We start from the raw sequence: 19,705 nt of genomic DNA on the forward strand, positions 1-19,705 counted from the left end.
GCTCAGTCGCGCAGCGGGCGGCCCTGGCCGTCGACGCCGCCGTTGACCAGGATCAGGATGCCGTCGATGAGGCCCCAGATCGCGCCGAAGCCACAGGTCACGAGCGTGACGACGAGCTGGATCACGCCGGTCTTGGTGTCGCCCATGTAGAACCGGCCGATACCGAAGCCACCGAGCAGGATCTGGAGGATGCCCGCGACGACCTTGCTCTTGTCCGAGACGCCGTGCGGGTACTGCGGGTACTGCTGGTAAGGAGTGGTCATGAGCGGACACCATAGTGATCCACTGTCGTCCTGTCCGCCTCGCCGCCCAGCCGGTGGGAAGATATCCACCGAAGTCTGTCCTGTCGGCTGAGGGGCGCTCCACCGCCCAGCCCGGTCCATGCCTGACACACCGTCAGCACCACGGGGCACCGGATGTCACAGTGTCGGCGTTCCCGGGCCGCCCGCGCGCCTAGACTGCCGCCGGCGGGACCGGTGGACCGCGTCGGCAACGGAGCCGTCGTGGCGCCGCGCTGCCGGGGTTGAGCCGCCCCCGAGGAAGGTGTCTGCATCGTGAAGGTCGGAATCCCCCGCGAGGTCAAGAACCACGAGTACCGGGTGGCGATCACACCGGCGGGCGTCCACGAGTTCACCCGCCACGGCCACGAGGTCTGTGTCGAGACGGGCGCCGGGATCGGATCGAGCATCACCGACGACGAGTTCGCCGCCGCCGGCGCGAAGATCCTGGCCACCGCCGACGAGGTCTGGGCCGCCGCCGAGCTGGTCCTCAAGGTCAAGGAGCCGATCGCCGAGGAGTACCACCGGATGCGCGAGGGGCAGGTGCTCTTCACCTACCTGCACCTGGCCGCCTCCCGCGAGTGCACCGACGCGCTCGTCGACCGCGGGGTCACCGGCATCGCGTACGAGACGGTCGAGCTGCCCGACCGGTCGCTGCCGCTGCTCGCCCCGATGTCCGAGGTGGCCGGCCGGCTCGCCCCGCAGGTCGGCGCGTTCCACATGATGCGCACCGGCGGTGGCCGGGGCGTGCTGCCCGGCGGCGTCTCCGGCGTGTACGCGGCCAAGACCGTGGTCATCGGCGCCGGCGTGTCCGGCATGAACGCCGCCGCCATCGCGCTGGGCCTGCAGTCCGAGGTGCTGCTGCTGGACAAGAACGTGGCCCGGCTGCGCTCCGCCGACGCCATCTACCGCGGGCACCTCCAGACCGTGGCCTCCAACACGTACGAGATCGAACGGGCGGTGCTCGACGCGGACCTGGTCATCGGCGCGGTGCTGGTGCCCGGCGCGAAGGCCCCGAAGCTGATCTCCAACGAGCTGGTCTCCCGGATGAAGCCGGGCAGCGTGCTCGTCGACATCGCCATCGACCAGGGCGGCTGCTTCGAGGACTCGCGCCCCACCACGCACGACGAACCGGTCTACAAGGTGCACGAGTCGATCTTCTACTGCGTGGCGAACATGCCCGGCGCGGTGCCGAACACCAGCACCTACGCGCTCACGAACGTCACCCTGCCGTACGCCCTCGAACTGGCCAACCAGGGCTGGCGGGCCGCGCTGCGCGCCGACCCGGCGCTGGCGCTGGGCCTGAACACCCACGACGGCAGGGTGGTCTACGGCCCGGTCGCCGAGGCGCACGGCATGGACGTCCTGCCGCTGGCCGAGGTGCTGAGCTGACCGAGGTGCCGAGCTGACCGGGCCCGAGCCGGACCGGGCCGGCGCGCAACCCGCGCCGGCCCTGCGTCGCGCGGTCCGCGGCTACCTGGACCACCTCACCGTCGAGCGTGGACTGTCCGGGAACACGCTCGCGTCGTACCGCCGGGACCTGGACCGCTACCTGGCCACCCTGGCCGCCGCCGGGGTGACCGACCTGGCCGCCGCCGGCACCCGCGAGGTCGAGGCGCACCTGGCCCGGCTACGCGCCGGCGACGACGACCATCCGCCGCTCGCCGTCTCCTCCACCGCGAGGGCCGCCAGCGCGGTACGCGGCCTGCACCGCTTCGCGCTGCGCGAGGGACTGACCGGCGCCGACCCCGGCCGCGACGTGCGCCCGCCCACGCCACCGCGGCGGCTGCCCCGGGCGTTGCCCGTCGACGACGTCCGCCGTCTGCTGGAGACCGTCGGACCGGCCGGGGCCACCGGCGACGCGGCGCCCCGCGCGCTGCGGGACCGGGCGCTGCTGGAGTTCCTGTACGGCACCGGCGCGCGCATCTCCGAGGCGGTCGGCGCGGCCGTCGACGACGTCGACCTGGACGCCGGCGCCGTGCTGCTGCGCGGCAAGGGCGGCAAGGCCCGCCTCGTCCCGGTCGGCGGGTACGCCGCCGACGCGACGCGCGCCTGGCTGGTCCGTGGCCGCCCGGCGCTCGTCGCCGCCGGCCGGGGCACCCCGGCGCTGTTCGTCAACGCCCGGGGCGGGCCGCTCACCCGGCAGGGCGCCTGGGGCGTGCTGCGCGCCGCCGCCGCCCGCGCCGGCCTGCCGGTCGACGGGCCCGAGGCGGTCTCCCCGCACACCCTGCGCCACTCCTACGCCACCCACCTGCTCGACGGCGGCGCGGACGTGCGCGTCGTGCAGGAACTGCTCGGCCACGCGACGGTGACCACCACCCAGGTATACACGTTGGTCACCGTGGAACGGCTGCGCGAGGTGTACGCCACCGCCCACCCGCGTGCGTTGGGGTGAGTGGTCGGGGGCGCCGGCCCGACCGGTCGCGGGGCGAGCCACCGACGGGCGGCCGACACGCCGACCCGCTACCGAACCTGCTGCTGGCCGGTGGCGTACAGTCGGCATCGGCGCGGGCCTCCAGGTGCGACGGACCGGAGGTGCGCAGCGGCGCCGCGAGGGACGTCGGACGGCTCCGACGCCGGGTTGGTCGTCGGGAGGGGGCAACGAGGACATGGCAGGAAACGGTGACCGTGCCGAGACCTGGACGTCGGAGCTCCGTGAGCAGCAGGCGACGCTCGGCGCCGACCTCGGTCCCGCCGACCCGGCCGCGTACACGATGCGCAAGCCGATCCCCGAGCCGATGCCGACCGACCGGCACGGCCCGGCGCGGATCATCGCGATGGCCAACCAGAAGGGTGGCGTCGGCAAGACCACGACCACCATCAACCTCGGTGCCGCGCTCGCCGAATACGGCCGCAAGGTGCTGCTCGTCGACTTCGATCCGCAGGGCGCCCTCTCCGTCGGCCTGGGCGTCAACCCGCACAACCTCGACCTGTCGGTCTACAACCTGCTCATGCAGGACGACGTCACCGCCGAGGACGTCCTGATCAAAACCGACGTGGCCGGGCTGCACCTGCTGCCGGCCAACATCGACCTCTCCGCCGCCGAGATCCAGCTCGTCAACGAGGTCGCCCGGGAGATGGCCCTGGCCCGGGTGCTGCGCACCATCCGCAAGGAATACGACTTCATCCTGATCGACTGCCAGCCCTCGCTCGGCCTGCTGGCGATCAACGCGCTGACCGTCGCCCACGGCGTGCTCATCCCGCTGGAGTGCGAGTTCTTCAGCCTGCGCGGCGTGGCGCTGCTGCTGGACACCATCGACAAGGTGCGCGAGCGGCTCAACTTCGACCTGGAGCTCGAAGGCATCCTCGCCACCATGTACGACAGCCGTACCACCCACTGCCGTCAGGTGCTCCAGCGGGTGGTCGAGGCGTTCGGCGACAAGGTCTACCAGACCGTCATCACCAAGACGGTGAAGTTCCCCGAGTCGACGGTGGCCGGCGCGCCCATCACCACCCTCGACCCGGCCTCCTCGGGCGCGCGCAACTACCGGCAGCTCGCCCGAGAGGTGATCGCCGCCCAGACGGACCGGTAGGGCCCACGCCACCCGCCCGCCGCGTCGACTACGGTTTCCCGGTGACCGCACCGCCCCTCGACCCGCCGCACGGCGACCCCGTCGCTGCCGACGTGCTCCTGGCCGACCCGGCGCCGGTGGACGAGACCAGCGGTTTCACCGTCCGGCTGGACAACTTCACCGGCCCGTTCGACCTGCTGCTCCAACTGATCAGCAAGCACAAGCTGGACGTCACCGAGGTCGCCCTGCACCGGGTCACCGACGAGTTCATCGCCTACCTGCGGGCCATGGGTGACAAGTGGGACCTGGACGAGACAAGCGAGTTCCTGCTGGTCGCCGCGACCCTCCTCGACCTCAAGGCGGCCCGGCTGCTGCCCTCGGCCGACGTCGAGGACGAGGCGGACCTGGCACTGCTGGAGGCGCGGGACCTGCTCTTCGCCCGGCTGTTGCAGTACAAGGCGTACAAGGAGGCGGCGGCGCACATCGCCGAACTCGAGGCCGTCGGCGGCCGGCGCTACCCGCGCGCGGTCACCCTCGAACCCCGGTACGCCGAGGCGCTGCCCGACCTGGTGCTCGGCATCGGCCCGCAGCGGCTGCTCAAGCTCGCGTTGAAGGCGATAAGTCCGAAACCGGTGCCCGAGGTGTCCATCGCGCACGTGCACATGGTCCGGGTCAGCGTCCGGGAGCACGCCGGCGTCATCGCCGACCGGCTACGTCGCGCCGGGATCGCCACGTTCTCGCAGCTCTGCGCCGACTGCGAGATGACGCTCGAGGTGGTGGCCCGGTTCCTGGCGCTGCTCGAGCTGTACCGGCAGGGGCTGGTCGCGTTCGTGCAGGAACAGGCGTTGGAGGAGCTGACGGTCCGCTGGACCGGCCCCGCCGACGGCGACGCCGAGCTGACCGTCGACGAGTACGCCGGCACCCCGGAGCCGACCACCGCACCCGTCAGCTCGCCCGCACCGGCGGCGCCCGACCCGGCCCCCGGCGCCGCCGCCGACGTCGCTGCCGCCGCTGGCGCCGTTGACGCGGGCGCCGACTCACGCCGCGAAGCGGCGGATACGACCGCACCGACGCAGGAGTGACCTGATGAGCGACGAGGAGCGCCGCGACTCGCTGGCGGATCAGGCCGCCGCCTGGATCCCCCCGTGGGAGCGCCCCACCCCGGCGACCCCCGCCCCCACCGACGAGGACCCGCCACAATCCGACCACCCCGAGCCCCAGGACCTCCACCCCTCCGCAGATCGTGGAAGCAATGGGCCCCCAGAGGGGCCGACTCCTTCCACGATCGCGTCTGTGGGCGAGACGAGTGGAGATCTTGGTACGGATGCGCCCCTGGAGGGGCGGGACCGTACCAAGATCTCGGGGGAGACCTCGGTCGGCGACGAGGGGAGCGGCGACGGCGGGAGCGGCGACGGTGGCGGGCTGGGCGGTGGCGGGCTGGGCGGTGGTGCGTCGGCGGGTGGTGGTGCGGGGGACGCTTCCGGCGTACCTCCGAAGCGGGTCCGGCGGCGGGCGGCGCCGGAGCCGGTGCCCGCGCCGGTGCTGGACGACGCGGAGCTGCGCGGAGCCCTGGAAGCGATCCTGCTGGTGGTGGACCAGCCGGTCAGCGAGCTGGTCCTGGCCGAGGTGCTGGAGCAGGCCCCGGAACGGGTGGGCGCGATGCTCGACGACATCGCCGCCGGCTACACCGCTGCCGGGCACGGTTTCGAGCTGCGCCGGGCCGCAGGTGGCTGGCGTCTCTACACCCGGCCGGAATACGCCACCTACGTCGAGCGGTTCGTGCTGGACGGGCAGTCGGTCCGGCTGACCCAGGCCGCGCTGGAGACCCTCGCCGTGGTCGCCTACCGGCAGCCGGTGACCCGTTCGCGCATCTCGGCCATCCGGGGTGTCAACTGCGACGGGGTGCTCCGTACCCTGGTGGGTCGCGGCCTGGTCGAGGAGTGCGGCACCGAAGCGGACAGCGGCGCCTTCCTCTACCGGACCACCATCATGTTCCTGGAGAAGCTGGGGCTCAACTCGGTGGACGACCTGCCGCCCCTGGCCCCGTTCCTTCCCGACGACGTAGAAGAGCTTGCCGATGCCACGCGATGACCGTGCCCCGAAAATCGACGCCCCCGTGTACGAGGGCGCCGAGCGCCTCCAGAAGGTCCTCGCCGCCGCGGGGGTGGGCTCGCGGCGCGCCTGTGAGGACCTGATCTTCCGGCGGCGGGTCACGGTCAACGGCCGGGTCGCGCAGCTCGGCGACAAGGCCGACCCCGCCCAGGACGTCATCCACGTCGACGGGGAGCGGCTCCAGGTCGACACCCGGCTGGTCTACCTGGCCATGAACAAACCGCGCGGGGTGGTCTCCACCATGGCGGACGAAAAGGGACGCGCCGCCCTGTCCGACTTCCTCGGCAACCGGGTCGAGCAGCGCGTCTACCATGTCGGGCGGCTCGACGCGGACAGCGAGGGCCTGCTGCTGCTCACCAACGACGGGACGCTTGCGCACCGGCTCATGCACCCCTCCTTCGGGGTGCCGAAGACCTACCTGTGCGAGGTCTCCGGGCCGATCCCGCGCAACCTCGGCAAGCGCCTGGCCGCCGGCGTCGAGCTGGAGGACGGGCCGGTCCGGGCCGAGGCGTTCAAGGTGGTGGACACACTCGGTAAGACCGCCCAGGTGGAGGTCACCCTGCACGAAGGGCGCAAGCACATCGTCCGGCGGATGTTCGACGAGGTGGGGCACCCGGTGAGCCGTCTGGTGCGTACCTCGATCGGTCCGATCCGGCTGGGCGACCTGCGCGCCGGGCGCACCCGGCGGCTGACCAACGCGGAGGTCGCCGCCCTGTTCAAGGCCGTGGGTGACTGACCGGAGACGATCGGGGTACGGCTCCCGGTAGGCTTCGACGCGGTCCGCGGGCCGGCGCGCACGCGCCCCCGACGGGACGCCCGCGCGGCGCGGGCATGATTGACGACGACATACTTCCGCTCAACGGCGCCGGACACACCGGCGACCCGCGAGGTACGGGCTGAGGAGGACAACGGTGGAGGAAAACGTGCCGGCCGGGCGCTGCGTGGTCGCGGTGGACGGGCCGTCCGGTTCGGGGAAGTCCACCGTGTCGCGGCGGCTGGCGGTGAGCCTCGACGCCCGCTACCTCGACACCGGCGCCATGTACCGGGCGCTGACCTGGGCGGTCCTGCGCTCCGGGGTGGAGCTGACCGACACCGAGTCGGTGGCCAAGGTCGCCGGCGAGGCCGACCTGCGCATCGGCACCGACCCCCGGGGGTACGCGGTGACCGTCGACGGCACCGACGTGTCCACCGACATCCGCGGCGCCGAGGTGACCGGCGCGGTCTCCGCGGTCGCCGCCGTCGGCGCGGTCCGTGAGCTGCTCGTCGACCGGCAGCGGCGGCTGATCGCCGAGGCGGCCCGGATCGTGGTGGAGGGCCGCGACATCGGCGCCGTGGTGGCCCCCGACGCCGACCTGAAGGTCTACCTGACCGCCTCCGAGGCGGCCCGCGCCCGGCGGCGCAGCGCCGAGGACGCGGCCGACGTCACGGCGACCGCCGCCGACCTGGCCCGGCGGGACCGGCTCGACTCGACCCGCAAGGTCAACCCGTTGCAGCAGACCCCCGACGCCGTGGTGCTGGACACCACCGAGCTGGGCATCGACGAGGTCGTCGCGCGCCTGCGTGACCTTCTCACCGAGCGGGGTGTCGCGTGAGCGGGGTTCCGTGGGCGTCGCCGGCGCTGCTGGCTCCGACGAAGGGTGGCCCGGCGTGAGCGACGACGACTTCGGTGGTTGGGTGGAGCTGCGCGAGCCGGAGGCCGACTCCGACGAGCCGACCGGCCCGCAGCCCGTGGTGGCCGTGGTCGGCCGTCCCAACGTGGGCAAGTCCACGCTCGTCAACCGCCTCATCGGCCGTCGCCAGGCGGTCGTCGAAGACGTTCCCGGCGTCACCCGGGACCGGGTGCCCTACGACGCGCAGTGGAACGGCCGGGCGTTCACCGTGGTGGACACCGGCGGTTGGGAGCCCGACGCCCGGGACCGGGCCGCCGCCATCGCCGCCCAGGCCGAGACGGCCGTGGTCACCGCCGACGTGGTGCTGTTCGTGGTGGACGCCATGGTCGGTTCGACCGACGTGGACGAGGCCGCGGTGAAGATGCTGCGCCGCAGCGCCAAACCGGTGATCCTGGTGGCCAACAAGGCCGACAACACCACCATCGAGATGGAGGCGACCTCGCTGTGGTCACTCGGTCTCGGTGAGCCGTTCCCGGTGTCGGCGCTGCACGGCCGCGGCTCCGGCGACCTGCTCGACGCCATCATGGCCGCGCTGCCCGAGGCGCCGAAGATCGTGGAGAACCGCCCGCGCGGCCCGCGCCGGGTGGCCCTGGTCGGCCGCCCCAACGTCGGCAAGTCCAGCCTGCTCAACCGGTTCTCCGGCGAGGACCGGGCGGTGGTCGACTCGGTCGCCGGCACCACTGTCGACCCGGTGGACAGCCTGGTCGAGATCGGCGGCGAGACCTGGCAACTGGTGGACACCGCCGGCCTGCGCAAGCGGGTCGGACGGGCCAGCGGCACCGAATACTACGCCAGCCTGCGTACCGCCTCGGCGATCGAGGCGGCCGAGGTGGCGGTGGTGCTGCTGGACTCCAGCGAGGTGATCAGCGAGCAGGACCAGCGGATCCTCACCATGGTGGTGGAGGCCGGCCGGGCCCTGGTCATCGCGTTCAACAAGTGGGACCTGGTGGACGCCGACCGCCGCTACTACCTGGACAAGGAGATCGACCGGGAGTTGCGGCGCATCCCCTGGGCGATCCGGCTGAACCTGTCCGCGCAGACCGGCCGGGCCGTCGACAAGCTGGCTCCGGCGCTGCGCAAGGCGCTGGCGAGCTGGGAGACGCGGATCCCCACCGCGCAGCTCAACCAGTGGCTCACCGCGCTGGTCCAGGCCACCCCGCACCCGGTTCGTGGCGGACGTGCCCCGCGCATCCTGTTCGCCACCCAGGCCGGGGTGGCGCCGCCGCGGTTCGTGCTGTTCACCACCGGTCCGCTGGACGCCGGCTACCAGCGGTTCGTGGAGCGCAAGCTGCGTGAGGAGTTCGGGTTCGAGGGCAGCCCGATCGACATCTCGGTCCGGCCGCGGAAGAAGCTCGGCCCCGGAGGCCGCGGCAAGGCCCACGGCTGAGTCATCCGGGCGGAGGCCGCCGGACCCCGCCCGGCAACCTCCTTCCTAGGACGCTCTAGGGGGAGTGACGCGGGGCCCGTGCGAGGCGGAGGGGCCTGTGCGTACCGTGCGAAGATCTTGCGCTAAGCTGTACCGGCTGCCGCGGGGAACGTCACGCGGGGGCATCGGGACGTGGCGCAGTTTGGTAGCGCACTTGACTGGGGGTCAAGGGGTCGTCGGTTCGAATCCGGCCGTCCCGACAGTGAGAGGGTTTCCGCAGGTCAGCGACTTGCGGGAACCCTCTTTTCATTTCCGCGTCTGGATCAGGGTTCGTCACGTACGCCATTGTGCCCGCGTTGAACGATCAACGCATCTGTGCATCAGTCTTCCCGCTTGGACGCTTGCCGCCGCTTCGCCGCTTCGACCCGGTGAGAACTTTCCATACGTCTTCAAGGCGGCCCTGGCGGGCCGCTGCGCGCCGCCGGGGCACACCGCGCCTTGCCGCTTCGCTCCCGGCGCGGCGACCCCGGCGGCGCGCGATCTCTAGAGAACACGACGAAGCCCCGGCCGTCCTCAGCGAGGACAACCAGGGCTCCGCCCAATTCGGCAACCGGTGATCAGTAAGGCATGGCCCGGGCTCTCTCCTCCCGAAGCTCCCGGAGCCGCTCAGCATCACCGGGCGCGGCCAGGCCGGTAGCACCAACCGAGACGTCCTGCCAACCAGGCAGCGACGGGTTGCTCAACGCGCCGATGTCACGGCCGGCACGTTCAACAATGACGAGCGCGGTGGCCGTGAACCCCTCGATCAATGACCGGAGAATCGGATGCCGGGATCCTGTGTAGCGGCGGACGAGCACGTCGACGAACGCGGTGAATTCATCCGCGTTGATCCAGTATTCGTCGCGGATCAGCATCGGCTCAATACCGGTCGCCACGCCTTCCGCCTGGGCTAGAGCATCGGCAGTACGGACGAAGAGTTCGGCGACGCCGTTGGAAGGGTTCCACAGAGTCTCATCGCCGATCATGAAGTGTTTACTCACGAGATCATGATCGTGTATTGAGCGACAGGTCGTCGTGCGGGAGTGCCTGGACACCCCTTCGCCTCCGGCGGGTAGGGCCTCCGGCCCTACGACCCGGAGCATGCCTCCGGCGGCAAGGGCTACCCGCCCTTGGACCCGGGCGGCTCTGGGATGCCCGGCCAGTCCGGTGCCACCCGCCGCACACCACAGGCAGCCAGACCGGGCCTGCCCGGTCCAGGTCGTACGTCCGGTGGGGCGCTCCACCTGGACCGGGCAGGCCCGGCCCGGCAGGGCGAAGCCTGCGCGACGGGAAGCCGGCACCCGCAGGTGCTGCGGACGACCACACCCAACGGCTGACCGTGCTGGAGCGAGAAGGGAACCGACAGCGCAACCGGGGACCAACTGGGGACCACACGTCCAACCCGAGTGGACACGGACAGCGCAACCGCCGACGGTGTGCCGCCCGGCGCACCGTTGCTGACGTGCACCGACGCCTACCGCGACGTCCTGGGGGGCAAGGGGTCGTCGGTTCGAATCCGGCCGTCCCGACAGTAAAAGAGCAGGTCAGGGCCTTGGTTCACTTCGGTGGGTCGAGGCCTTCTTGCTGTTCCGTCTCACAATTCATCACGTACGGGCGTACTGCTGTATTTCGTGTCACGGGAGTCACCCGAATAAGCCCGATTCCAGGTGCTCGGCGGCGACCTTGAGGTGGCTGTTGTCCGGGTGTACGTAGACCCGCTTGGCCAGCGTGCCGCCGTCCGCGTGGCCGGCCCAGGCCGCCAACACGACGTCGGACACCCCGGCCGCGGAGATCTACGCCCGCAACTGAGGCTCGTCCGTGCGTTCTTGGGGGAGTGACCGCACGGGACGGTAAGGCATGGGGTGGCCGCCACGGAGCGGGCACCCCATGCCGTTATGAGCCGGCTGCGCCCCGGTGCCAGACGCAAGACGCATACGAACACCAAGTATCGGTCCGCTGAACAGGGATGACATGGTGCACTCCCGAAGAGTCGACGACTTCCGGAGTCGGTCTTCACCGAGCGGCGGCATAGGTCGGATCCTTGATCTGGCAGGGATCGGGTTCACGACTGCCTCGGGTGACCGAGGGCTCCTACGCTGAAATTTGTGGAAGATGTCGATGACGCCCGCGAGCTCGTTGAGCAGCGGATGCGCGCCACGGGGTTCGAGGAGGACATCCTCGACAAGGTCTTGGATCTGCTGGAACGCTTCGACGCCGAGCGGGAGAAGCTGTTCGAGGAGATGCTCTCCAAGCTGGAGCAACCGGGCTATGACGGCCTGACCGACCGGTGGGAGACCAACTGCGAGCGGGCCGAGGCGCTGATGGAGCGCCTCGAATCGGACATCCGGTCGGTGCTGGAGGACAGCCAGGCCAACGCGATGTCCGTCGACGAACGGTGGACCGCGGTCGGCCCGCGTGACTTCCTCGCCGGGGAGCGCAAGATCTGGGCGCAGGTCGCCCGGCTCGACGTCCCCGAGGTCGCCACGCTGATGAGCAAGGTCCTGGAGGCCGACCTCGCGCTGATCAAGAAGTGCGAGGAGGACCTCAAGAACGCGCGTAGCAACGACGCGATCGTCGAGCAGCTGCTCCTCAAGAACTTCGGCTCCATCCAGGACACGGTCAAGAGCCTGCTCGTCAAATACCTCCCGACCTCGGGCGCCCGCCTGATCGTCCTCTTCATGAAGGACTCGTCGTCCAAGGAGATCGCCAACGAGGCGATCAAGAACTTCGAGAAGCTCACCGCGGAGAACCTCATGGCGGCCAAGCAGAAGCGTGCCGCGAAGCAGACGGTGGTCGACAACATCAAGCTGCTGACCGCGGCCCGCGAACAGCTCGACGAGGACTGGATCGACAAGCTCTTCGCCCGCGGCGCCGAGGCGGCGGGGAACTGGCGCGGCATCGGCGCGTCCGGCGACTACCGGGCCACTGATTGGGACTGGATGAAGGAGAACGTCCTCGACCGAGGGCTTGACACGCGGGCCGAGGCGGCCAAGGAGCAGTCCAGCAAGCTCTACAAGGAGCTCTTCCCCACGCTCGTGAAGGAGAGCACCAACGCCTTCGCCCAGCTGACCGATGATCCGGGCACGCTGGCGAAGTTCAACGAGGAGCTGAAGAAGGCCTCGGCATCCCTGGAGTCGCTGCTGGCGACCGAGGAGGAATACGTCAAGGACCTGGCCGAGGGACCCTACAAGCAGACGGGCCTCGCCGCGTTCGCACAGGTCAGAGACGCGGTCAAGGTGGGCTTCAAGCTGCTCGCGGACAAGACGGAGGAAGCCGACGACGAGGTGAAGAAGTCATGACCGACCTCTTCGTCGCGGCGGGCGGCCCGGTCGGCGACGGCACCCGGGCCCGGCCGTTCCACGACCCGTGGCTCGCGCTGCGGCAGGCTGCGCCCGGCGATCGCATCCACATCGCGGCGGGCACCTATACCGGGCGCGGCGAGCGCTCCTCGTGGGTCGTCGACACCCCCGAGCTGACCCTGCTCGGCGGATACAGCCCCGACTTCGCCCGCCGCACCCCCTGGCAGACACCGACGGTCTTCGCGGCAAAGACCGGCCTGCGCGTCCCGAACGAGCCGAACATGCTCCAGGGCATCGGCGGCCACGACGGCCTCGTCCTGGACGGGCTGTTCTTCGACGGGGCCGGGCGCGACGACTACGACGAGCAGGGCGGCCTGCAGCGCGCCTCCTACGGGGACGGCCCGCTGGTGAGCCTGCGCGGCGAGCGCATCACCGTCCGCGACTGCTGCTTCGCCAACGGCAGCTCCGGCGCCGTCGATCTCGGCGGCGACTCCGTGGTCTTCGAGAACAACATCGTCGTCAACTGCGTCGGCCTCAGCCTGCTCACCGTCCGCGACGGCGCCCCCGAGACCCCGGCCGCGGTCAGCCGCAACACCTTCGCCTTCGCCCACGACGACTCCGACCCGCCGCGCGGCTCCGGCGCCGACCGGGCGGTCGGCGTACGGGTCAACGGCGCTGCCGCGATCGCCGACAACGTGTTCGTCGGCTGCGGTAACGCGGCCGTCGCCTGCCTGCGCGACGTCGGGCAGATCGCCATCGACCGCAACCTGTTCTTCGCCACACCGCGCGACATCGTGCGCAGCCGGGTGTCGGGCGCGCAGGCCGAGCTCACCGAGGAGTACGCCGCGGAGCTCGAAGACGTCGGTCTGCGCTCGGCGGCCGGCAACACCGTCGGCGACCCACAGCTGACCGGGCTCCCAGCGGCGTGGCTCGACACGTACACGGTGGACGTCGCCGTCACGTATGAGCGCCCGCCGATCGCCGCCCTCAACGCGCTGCGGACATCGGCCGGCCTCGGCGAGCTGCCGTCCACATCAGACCATGATGTTCAGCGGCCCGTCATGCGGCGGCTCGCCCCGGCCGAGGTGCTCGCCCTCGCGGTCGGCGCGGCGCCCGGCGCGCACCCCGCCGACCTGGCGGCGCCGGAGCCGTTCACCGAGCTCCCGGCCGGTCCCGCGTACCAGGCCGTCGACTGGGCGCGGCTCTACGAGGCCGACCCGGCGCTCGCCGGAGCCCCGGTGCAGGTGCGGGCCGGGGTCGGCTTCGACCAGAACACGCAGATCCTCCCCGAGCTCGCGGAGACGCACATCGGCGTCGCCGTCTACGAGCCCGGCACCGACAACAGCCCGTGGTGGGCGCTCGCCCCGCGCTACGGCCTCGTCCATCACCAGACCGAGGAGGCCGTACGGTATTCGCGCGGCCTCGACGTCGAGTCCACGTACCTGCTCCGCGGCACGTATCGCCTCACGCCGCCCGGCGGGCGTCAGAGCGCCACCATCGTCCTCGACTCCCTCGCGCCCGTGCTCGACGTCACGGCCCCCGAGCCGCCCCGCCCGGCCGGCCGCGACTGGTTCGTGCGGGCCGGATCCTCCGGCGGGGACGGCAGCCGGGAGGCGCCGTTCCGCGACCCGTTCCAGGCCCTCGAAAAGGCCGCCGAGGGCGACCGCATCCTCGTCGCCGCAGGTGAGTACACCGGCCGCCTGCGGTCGGGCACGTGGCGCATCCCCGTACGCAACCTGACGCTGCTGGGCGGGTGGGACGCCGAGTTCGCCGCGCGCGACCCCTGGCGACACCCCGTGCGCTTCGTGCTCACTCCGGAGACCAAGGCGAAGGGCATCTTCGGCGATCCGGTGCTCACCGGCGAGGACTCGGGGGAGGGCCTCATCCTTGACGGGTTCATGTTCGACGGGGCGACCTACAACGCGTACGCCGACAGCGGCGCCCTCGACGCGGGCCATTCCCAGTCGGCGGCGCTGCTCGACCTGCGTGGTGGCAGCGGCGGCATCACCGTGCGCGACTGCGTCTTCGCCAACGCGGCGTACTGCGCCGTGCAGCTCAGTGCGGCGTACGGGACGTTCGAGAACAACGTGGTCGTCAACACGAGCGGCACCGCCGTCCGTATCCAGGCACCCGGCGCGGGCCCCTGGACCATCCGCGGCAACACGGTCCTGTTCGCCGCCGACCCCACCGGCCGGGCCTCGACCGGGCAGTCCACGGCCGGTTGCCTGCTGGACATCTCCGGCCGGGGTGTCATGCGGGTCGAGGCCAACGTGCTCGCCTTCGCCGACAGCATCGCCGTCCGCGCGACCGTGCCCGGCCAGAACCTGCTGCTCGACGGGAACGTGCTCGCCGCCAACCTGTACGCCGACCTCCACGACGGCCGCCACGTGCTCGTCGACGCCGAGAACCGCGACCGGGTGTTCCGCGACGCCCCGTTCGGCGCTCAGACCGGAACCCGGTTCGAGCTGCCGGCGGTGCCGGTCGACGCCGCGTACGCCGACCAGGCCGTCGGCCGCCTCTCGGCGCTGGCCGCCGCGATGCCGAAGGACGGGCTCAACGCCGCCGCGGCGGCGCTCGGCGTCTCGATCACAGCACCGAAGACGGAGGCACCCGTTGAGGCGGCGCCCCCGGAGCCGAAGAAGGAACCGTCAGTGGCCGACCTGCTCGCGGACCTCGGCCGGGCCCGCAAGGCGTTCGAGGCGAAGGACGCGGCCCCGCCGGCCACAGACACTCCGCTGTACTGCCCGGTCTATCCGGTCGAGGCGGCGCTGAGGCTGGCCATCGAGGCCCCGCCAGGCGAGCCCGGCGCCCACGCCCCGCCTTCATGATCGCAGCTCGTCTGGCTTGCTCCACCCACTCGCTCGAATCCGCGAGTAAGCCGCGACGCACGTGGACCGGCAGGTTCGGGTGGCCGGCGACTGCCTGGCGAAACCGTGCTGTCCCCTGTCCGACCTGACCCCGCAGCGCTTCGGCGGCGTGGCGCAGGCATGAAGACGGCCACCGCGTTGATCATCGATGGGTTTGTGAGGACAACCGAAGATCGTGCGGTGGCCGCGTGTCACAGCGCGTGTCGCTGTCCGGTTCGTGTGGGCGGAGCCTCGCCGGACGGCCGGGCAGTTCGTGGAGGGGCTGCTGTCGGAGGTGGAGCGTGAGACCTGCTGGTCCCTGGCGGAACGGGCGGGTCACGCTGATCGATGATCGTTCGCTGCTCGGGTGGCTGCCGAGCCGTTCGAGGATGCCGGAGGTTGGCCGCCCGGATCGACTGGGTGTCCAGCACCACCGCGGTCGGGTCCTCCGCCCTCCCGGCCTTGTCCCGCGCCCGGCAGGGCAGGAGATCATGGATCGTCTGGTCGGTGCCGTCATCACGCCGCAATGCGAAGTAGCAGTAGGTGGCGGACGTCGGCGGCAGGTACGCCCACTCAGGTCCACGGGTCCGGTCGATGCGTCGGTAAGCCGTGATCAGCCGCCCTGACCGTTCTCCTGCTGGGACTCGGCGCCTCCGGGGCGGATGATCGGTGGTGGGGGCGCGACCGGGGTCAGGGGAGCAGCGACCGGCGCCGGGCCGGAGACCTGCTGGCCGTTGCCGAAGTCGAAGGTCACCATGGCGTTCTGGCCGGAGCGCAGCGCCTCGTTCAGGCCGAGAAGCTGGAAGTGGCGGCCGGTCTGTTCGTTGAATCGGACGAAGCTGAGTGGGGGCAGGTCGAAGCGTGCGGGCCGGGGGGTCGACATCGCCGGTGGCCCGCTGGTTGTCGCGGTGGGCGTCGGTGATGCGGCCGGGCCTCGGGAGCCGGGTGGTGAGGCAGGCCGGGTCGCCGGGGGTGTTTCCCCCGCGGGTGGCAGGGGCGGCTCCGCGCCGACGATGACGATGTCCCGGGCGTCCTGGGTGGTGACGGTGACCGTGACGGGGCGCTTGGAGTCGTTGTAGATCACCGCGTACAGCGGTGCGTTCGCGCTGGCCCGGTAGCCGTCGACGCCCGGGAACGGCAGGAGCAGGCCCCGGACGGCGTACTCACCGTTGTCGCTGGCGAGGTTGACGCCCTGGATGGAGGGGTCCTTCACGGCGGTCTCCGCGATCTGCCCCGCGCCGCAGGCGGCGAGAAGCAGGTGTGCCGTCGCCAGTGCGGCCAGCATCGCCGTGCGCGCGCGACCGCGGGGCCGTCGTAGCGGCTGGAGCACGCGGATCGCCCGGGGCTGGTGGGTCGGGGGTGGGGCACTCATCAGGGGCGTTCCCAGAAGTCGGGGCCGATGGGTGCCTGGTAGTCGGAGGAGGCGACGAAGAAGCCGTCGTCGACCTCGATGGGTAGTTGCGGTAGGGGTCGGTTGGCGGGGCCGAAGACGGGGCGGGCGTTGTCGGTGATGAGGAACTGGGACTGGTGGCAGGGGCAGAGCAGCCGGTTGGTCTGTTGTTCGTAGAGGCTGGCGGGGCAGCCGGCGTGGGTGCAAATCTTGGAGTAGGCGATGAAGTCGCCCCACATCCAGTCCTGCTTGCCGGCCTCGCGGTTGTTCTCCCGGGCCACAAGGGCGTCCTGGGCCCGCAGGTGGATGAGCAGGGTGACCGAGTCGGCGTACTCGTTGCTGACGCCGTGCGGGATGCCGGGGAAGGCGGTGACCTGTCCTCCGGGCAGGATGTCCGACGGGCGGATCGGTCGCCCGTCCTCCCGGACCAGGCGGATCCTGGTGACAACGCCGTCGTCGTCGGCGGGGGCGAAGCCGGTGCGGAACAGTTCCCGGTCGTCGTGGGGATCCCTGATCAGACCGCCGACCAGGGGCGCGGCGACGACTACCCCGACCGGCACCAGGCCCGCGAGCAGGGACACTCCGAGCAGCGGCCGTCGTTTGACACCGAGTTCGTCGCCGAGGTAGCGCAGGGTCTGACCGGTGATGCGCCGGTCCTCGGCGGAGGACGGCGCGTCGTGCCGGTCCTGCACCGACACCTCCTTGGGCAGCAGCTTCTTGCCCCACACCAGGATCCCGAAGCCCACCGCGAGCAGCGCCACGCCGAGGGTCAGCCCGAGAAGCGGCGTGTAGAACTCCTCGATGCCGCCCACGAGACGGTAGCGCCACGGCCACCAGATGTAGACCACGAGGAAGGCGGTGGCGGCCAGGCCCGCCACCAGGAACAGCGAGGCTACCGTCCGGCTCACCCGCCGCTCGGCCTTGGAGCCCGGGGACACCTGCGGCTCGTAGTGGACGATCTCGATGTCGTCGCGGCGTGCGCCCTCGCGGACCACCTCGAAGCGCGAGAGTGTCGGGTCGTGGACGTCGACGCGGTGGGAATCCTGAGGTTCCGTGCGGGCGTTCATGATTTGCCCGCGATCCACAGACTGGCGAACACCAGGGCGACGACACCGACCAGGAAGATCGCCAGCCCCTCGGTGGACGGGCCGTAGCGGCCCAGGTTGAACCCACCGGGGTCGCGGTCGTCTTGGACGACCTGCTGGATGTAGGCGATGATGTCCGTTTTCTGCTCGGGTGTGAGCTGAGTGTCGCCGAACACCGGCATGTTCTGCGGGCCGCTGAGCATGGCCGCGTAGATCGTGCGGCTCGACGCCGGATACAGGCTGGGGGCGTACTTGCCCGAGGAGAGGGCCCCTCCGCCGCCGCCGAACGCGTGGCACTGCGAGCAGTTGATCCGGAACAGCTCCCCGCCCCGGGCCAGATCCGCCTTGCCGGCTCGGCTCCCGACGTTGTCGGGGACCACGGGTCCGCCGCCGAGTTCCTGCACGTACGCGGCCAACTGGCGGATCTCGTCGTCGCTGTACTGCGGCGGCTTGCGCATCGCCTGGGCCTCCTGCCGCGCCAGCGGCATCCGGCCGGTGCCCACCTGGAACTCGACCGACGCGGCACCCACTCCGACCAGGCTCGGCCCCCGTCCTTCCACACCTCCACCGTTGCGGCCGTGGCAGGTGATGCAGCCGACGTTGAACAACGCCTCGCCCTCGGCGGCGGCGCCGCTGAACCGGTCCGTGTCCTGGGCACGGGCGGCGGGCGCGAGCGCCGCGTACGCCCCGCCGGCCAGCACCAGCGCGGTCAGCAGCCGCAGCAACGCACCGACCCGGCGGCCGACTCCGCCCCGCACGGGAGGGCGTAACCGGCTGCGTATCGGTCGCCGACGCGACGGTGACCGGCGGTGATCGTCGGAACTCACGCCGTCTCCTCGAAAGTGTGCGGTGCACGGGACGTTGGGTGCCGGTGCGTCGGACACACTGATCGGTCCCACATTATGGCGAGCACACGACGTCCATGTCCGATTTCGTCAATCGTCACTCGCCTCGCTGCCGGTTACGGTGATCCCGTCGTCGTTGATGTTCGATGCCTATCCTTGGTGGGCGGGGGCGGGGGCGGGGGCGGGGGCGGGGGCGGGTCAGCGGGTGGCGGCGGTCGGCGTGACGGTCGTGCGGCGGGTGTCGGTGCCGCGCAGGTAGGTGACGGGGACGCGTTGGCCGGGTTCGACCGCGCGTAGGGCGCCGAGGAACGCCTCCAGGGTGTCGGTGCGTTCGCCGGCCAGTTCGGTGACGATGTCGCCCGGCCGTAGGCCTGCCTTGGCCGACGGGCCGTCGCCGGCGACGTCCCGGACCAGTACGCCGCGGTCGGTGGCGGCGCCGAGAGACCGGGCGATCTGCGGGGTGAGCCGGGCCACCGCCAAGCCGAGGTAGGGCTGCGTGACCTTGCCGTCGTCCAGCAGGTCGTCGGCGATGTCGACGGCGGTGGCGGCGGGGATGGCGAACCCGATCGAGACGGCCCCGGTCTGCGGGGGCAGGTAGGCGTCGTTGATGCCGAGGACGCGGCCGGAGTAGTCGGCGAGCGCGCCGCCGGAGTTGCCGGGGGAGATCGCGGCGTCGGTCTGGATCAGGTCGACCAGGGCGTTGCCCTGGGTGGCGGATCCGGGAATCTCCCGGCCGACGCCGGAGACGATGCCCGCGGTGACGCTGTTGAGGAAGCCCAGTGGGCTGCCAAGCGCGATGACCGGTTCGCCCGGTGGCGGCAGTTCGGTGCGCAGCGGCGCTGGGGGCAGGTCGGTGCGCTGCGCGCGCAGGACGGCGAGGTCGGTGACGGCGTCGGCGGCGACGACCCGGGCGGGTGTCCGGGTGCCGTCGGCGAGGGCGAGTTCCACGTCCTTCTGTTCGCCCACGACGTGTTCGTTGGTCAGCACCAACCCACCGTCGCGGAAGACCACGCCGGAGCCGAGGCCCGCGTCGGTCCGGACAGTGACCACGGAGGGTTGCAGTCGTGCGACGACCTGCGGCAGGCCGGCGTTGGCCGGCGCGGACGTGACCGCCGGTGTGGCGGGGGACGTCGCTTCGGCGTTGCGGTCTGCCGTGCAGCCGACTGTCACGGCCAGCAGCGTCACGCTGCCGATCAGCGCCGCCCGGCGCGCTCTGTGTCCCACGTCTCTGCCCTCCCACGGTGCCGGTGATGCGACGTACCT

Annotated in this window: 17 protein-coding genes, 1 tRNA gene and 2 pseudogenes; 12 read left to right on the forward strand and 8 right to left on the reverse strand. The window is 71.5% G+C overall.

The features are described 5' to 3' along the window. Positions 1-2: 2 nt before the first annotated feature. Positions 3-383: a TM2 domain-containing protein gene (locus tag O7619_RS15600; protein WP_348774319.1), complete on the reverse strand. Its 381-nt coding sequence runs from the start codon at positions 381-383 to the stop codon at positions 3-5. 171 nt (positions 384-554) lie between these two features. Between O7619_RS15600 and ald the strand changes: the two genes are divergently transcribed. The 9 genes from ald (at position 555) to O7619_RS15645 (ending at position 9,198) form a co-directional block, all read left to right on the forward strand. Next, a complete protein-coding gene (gene ald / locus O7619_RS15605) occupies positions 555-1,670 on the forward strand; it encodes an alanine dehydrogenase (RefSeq protein ID WP_282281610.1) in 1,116 nt (371 codons plus the stop codon). Positions 1,671-1,683: 13 nt separating this feature from the next. Beyond that, positions 1,684-2,673 carry a site-specific tyrosine recombinase XerD gene (locus tag O7619_RS15610; protein WP_282288842.1) on the forward strand — a complete coding sequence of 330 codons (990 nt, stop codon included), beginning with the start codon at positions 1,684-1,686 and terminating at the stop codon, positions 2,671-2,673. Between the two features lie 214 nt (positions 2,674-2,887). Beyond that, positions 2,888-3,811, forward strand: a complete 924-nt coding sequence (locus O7619_RS15615; RefSeq protein WP_282281611.1) for an AAA family ATPase — start codon at positions 2,888-2,890, stop codon at positions 3,809-3,811. Between the two features lie 41 nt (positions 3,812-3,852). Next, positions 3,853-4,872 (forward strand): ScpA family protein, encoded by a 1,020-nt coding sequence (locus O7619_RS15620; RefSeq protein ID WP_282281612.1) that lies wholly within the window; start codon positions 3,853-3,855, stop codon positions 4,870-4,872. Positions 4,873-4,876: 4 nt separating this feature from the next. Further along, positions 4,877-5,881, forward strand: coding sequence for an SMC-Scp complex subunit ScpB (scpB, locus tag O7619_RS15625; protein ID WP_282281613.1), 1,005 nt, complete (start codon positions 4,877-4,879; stop codon positions 5,879-5,881). Continuing rightward, the gene (locus O7619_RS15630; protein ID WP_282281615.1) at positions 5,868-6,638 is read left to right on the forward strand and encodes a pseudouridine synthase; all 771 of its coding nucleotides are present in this window, start codon (positions 5,868-5,870) and stop codon (positions 6,636-6,638) included. Before scpB ends, O7619_RS15630 begins: the two co-directional genes overlap by 14 nt. 175 nt (positions 6,639-6,813) lie before the next feature. Next, positions 6,814-7,494, forward strand: coding sequence for a (d)CMP kinase (gene cmk, locus O7619_RS15635; protein WP_282281617.1), 681 nt, complete (start codon positions 6,814-6,816; stop codon positions 7,492-7,494). Between the two features lie 82 nt (positions 7,495-7,576). After that, a complete protein-coding gene (gene der / locus O7619_RS15640) occupies positions 7,577-8,959 on the forward strand; it encodes a ribosome biogenesis GTPase Der (protein WP_282288843.1) in 1,383 nt (460 codons plus the stop codon). Positions 8,960-9,124: 165 nt separating this feature from the next. Continuing rightward, positions 9,125-9,198: transfer RNA gene (locus tag O7619_RS15645), tRNA-Pro, on the forward strand. Between the two features lie 357 nt (positions 9,199-9,555). On the opposite strand, the gene O7619_RS15650 is transcribed toward O7619_RS15645, so the two are convergent. Then, entirely contained in the window at positions 9,556-9,978 is a 423-nt protein-coding gene (locus O7619_RS15650) for a DUF6086 family protein (RefSeq protein WP_282281618.1), read from the reverse strand. Between the two features lie 642 nt (positions 9,979-10,620). Beyond that, positions 10,621-10,755 (reverse strand): hypothetical protein, encoded by a 135-nt coding sequence (locus tag O7619_RS15655; protein ID WP_282281619.1) that lies wholly within the window; start codon positions 10,753-10,755, stop codon positions 10,621-10,623. 327 nt (positions 10,756-11,082) lie between these two features. Between O7619_RS15655 and O7619_RS15660 the strand changes: the two genes are divergently transcribed. The 3 genes and pseudogenes from O7619_RS15660 to O7619_RS15670 all read left to right on the forward strand — a co-directional run. After that, positions 11,083-12,276, forward strand: a complete 1,194-nt coding sequence (locus O7619_RS15660; protein ID WP_282281620.1) for a hypothetical protein — start codon at positions 11,083-11,085, stop codon at positions 12,274-12,276. After that, positions 12,273-15,104 carry a right-handed parallel beta-helix repeat-containing protein gene (locus O7619_RS15665; protein ID WP_282281621.1) on the forward strand — a complete coding sequence of 944 codons (2,832 nt, stop codon included), beginning with the start codon at positions 12,273-12,275 and terminating at the stop codon, positions 15,102-15,104. The genes O7619_RS15660 and O7619_RS15665 overlap by 4 nt, the downstream gene beginning before the upstream one ends. A 238-nt stretch (positions 15,105-15,342) precedes the next feature. Further along, a pseudogene (locus O7619_RS15670) lies at positions 15,343-15,465 on the forward strand (IS701 family transposase); the annotation flags it as partial. A 55-nt stretch (positions 15,466-15,520) separates the two neighbouring features. On the opposite strand, the pseudogene O7619_RS30165 reads toward O7619_RS15670, so the two are convergent. From O7619_RS30165 to O7619_RS15690, 5 genes and pseudogenes are all read right to left on the reverse strand, one after another. Continuing rightward, positions 15,521-15,715 (reverse strand): annotated as a pseudogene (locus O7619_RS30165) (IS5/IS1182 family transposase); the annotation flags it as partial. 20 nt (positions 15,716-15,735) lie between these two features. Then, complete coding sequence (locus O7619_RS15675; RefSeq protein ID WP_282281622.1) at positions 15,736-16,494, reverse strand: hypothetical protein; 759 nt, start codon at positions 16,492-16,494, stop codon at positions 15,736-15,738. Next, on the reverse strand, positions 16,494-17,579 hold the full coding sequence (locus tag O7619_RS15680) for a Rieske 2Fe-2S domain-containing protein (protein WP_282281623.1): 1,086 nt from the start codon (positions 17,577-17,579) through the stop codon (positions 16,494-16,496). The genes O7619_RS15675 and O7619_RS15680 overlap by 1 nt, the downstream gene beginning before the upstream one ends. Beyond that, positions 17,576-18,379: a c-type cytochrome gene (locus O7619_RS15685; RefSeq protein ID WP_282288844.1), complete on the reverse strand. Its 804-nt coding sequence runs from the start codon at positions 18,377-18,379 to the stop codon at positions 17,576-17,578. The genes O7619_RS15680 and O7619_RS15685 overlap by 4 nt, the downstream gene beginning before the upstream one ends. A 261-nt stretch (positions 18,380-18,640) precedes the next feature. After that, positions 18,641-19,666 carry a trypsin-like peptidase domain-containing protein gene (locus O7619_RS15690; RefSeq protein ID WP_282281625.1) on the reverse strand — a complete coding sequence of 342 codons (1,026 nt, stop codon included), beginning with the start codon at positions 19,664-19,666 and terminating at the stop codon, positions 18,641-18,643. Between the last annotated feature and the right edge of the window lie 39 nt (positions 19,667-19,705).

The organism is Micromonospora sp. WMMD998 (assembly GCF_029581235.1).
Taxonomy (GTDB): domain Bacteria; phylum Actinomycetota; class Actinomycetes; order Mycobacteriales; family Micromonosporaceae; genus Micromonospora.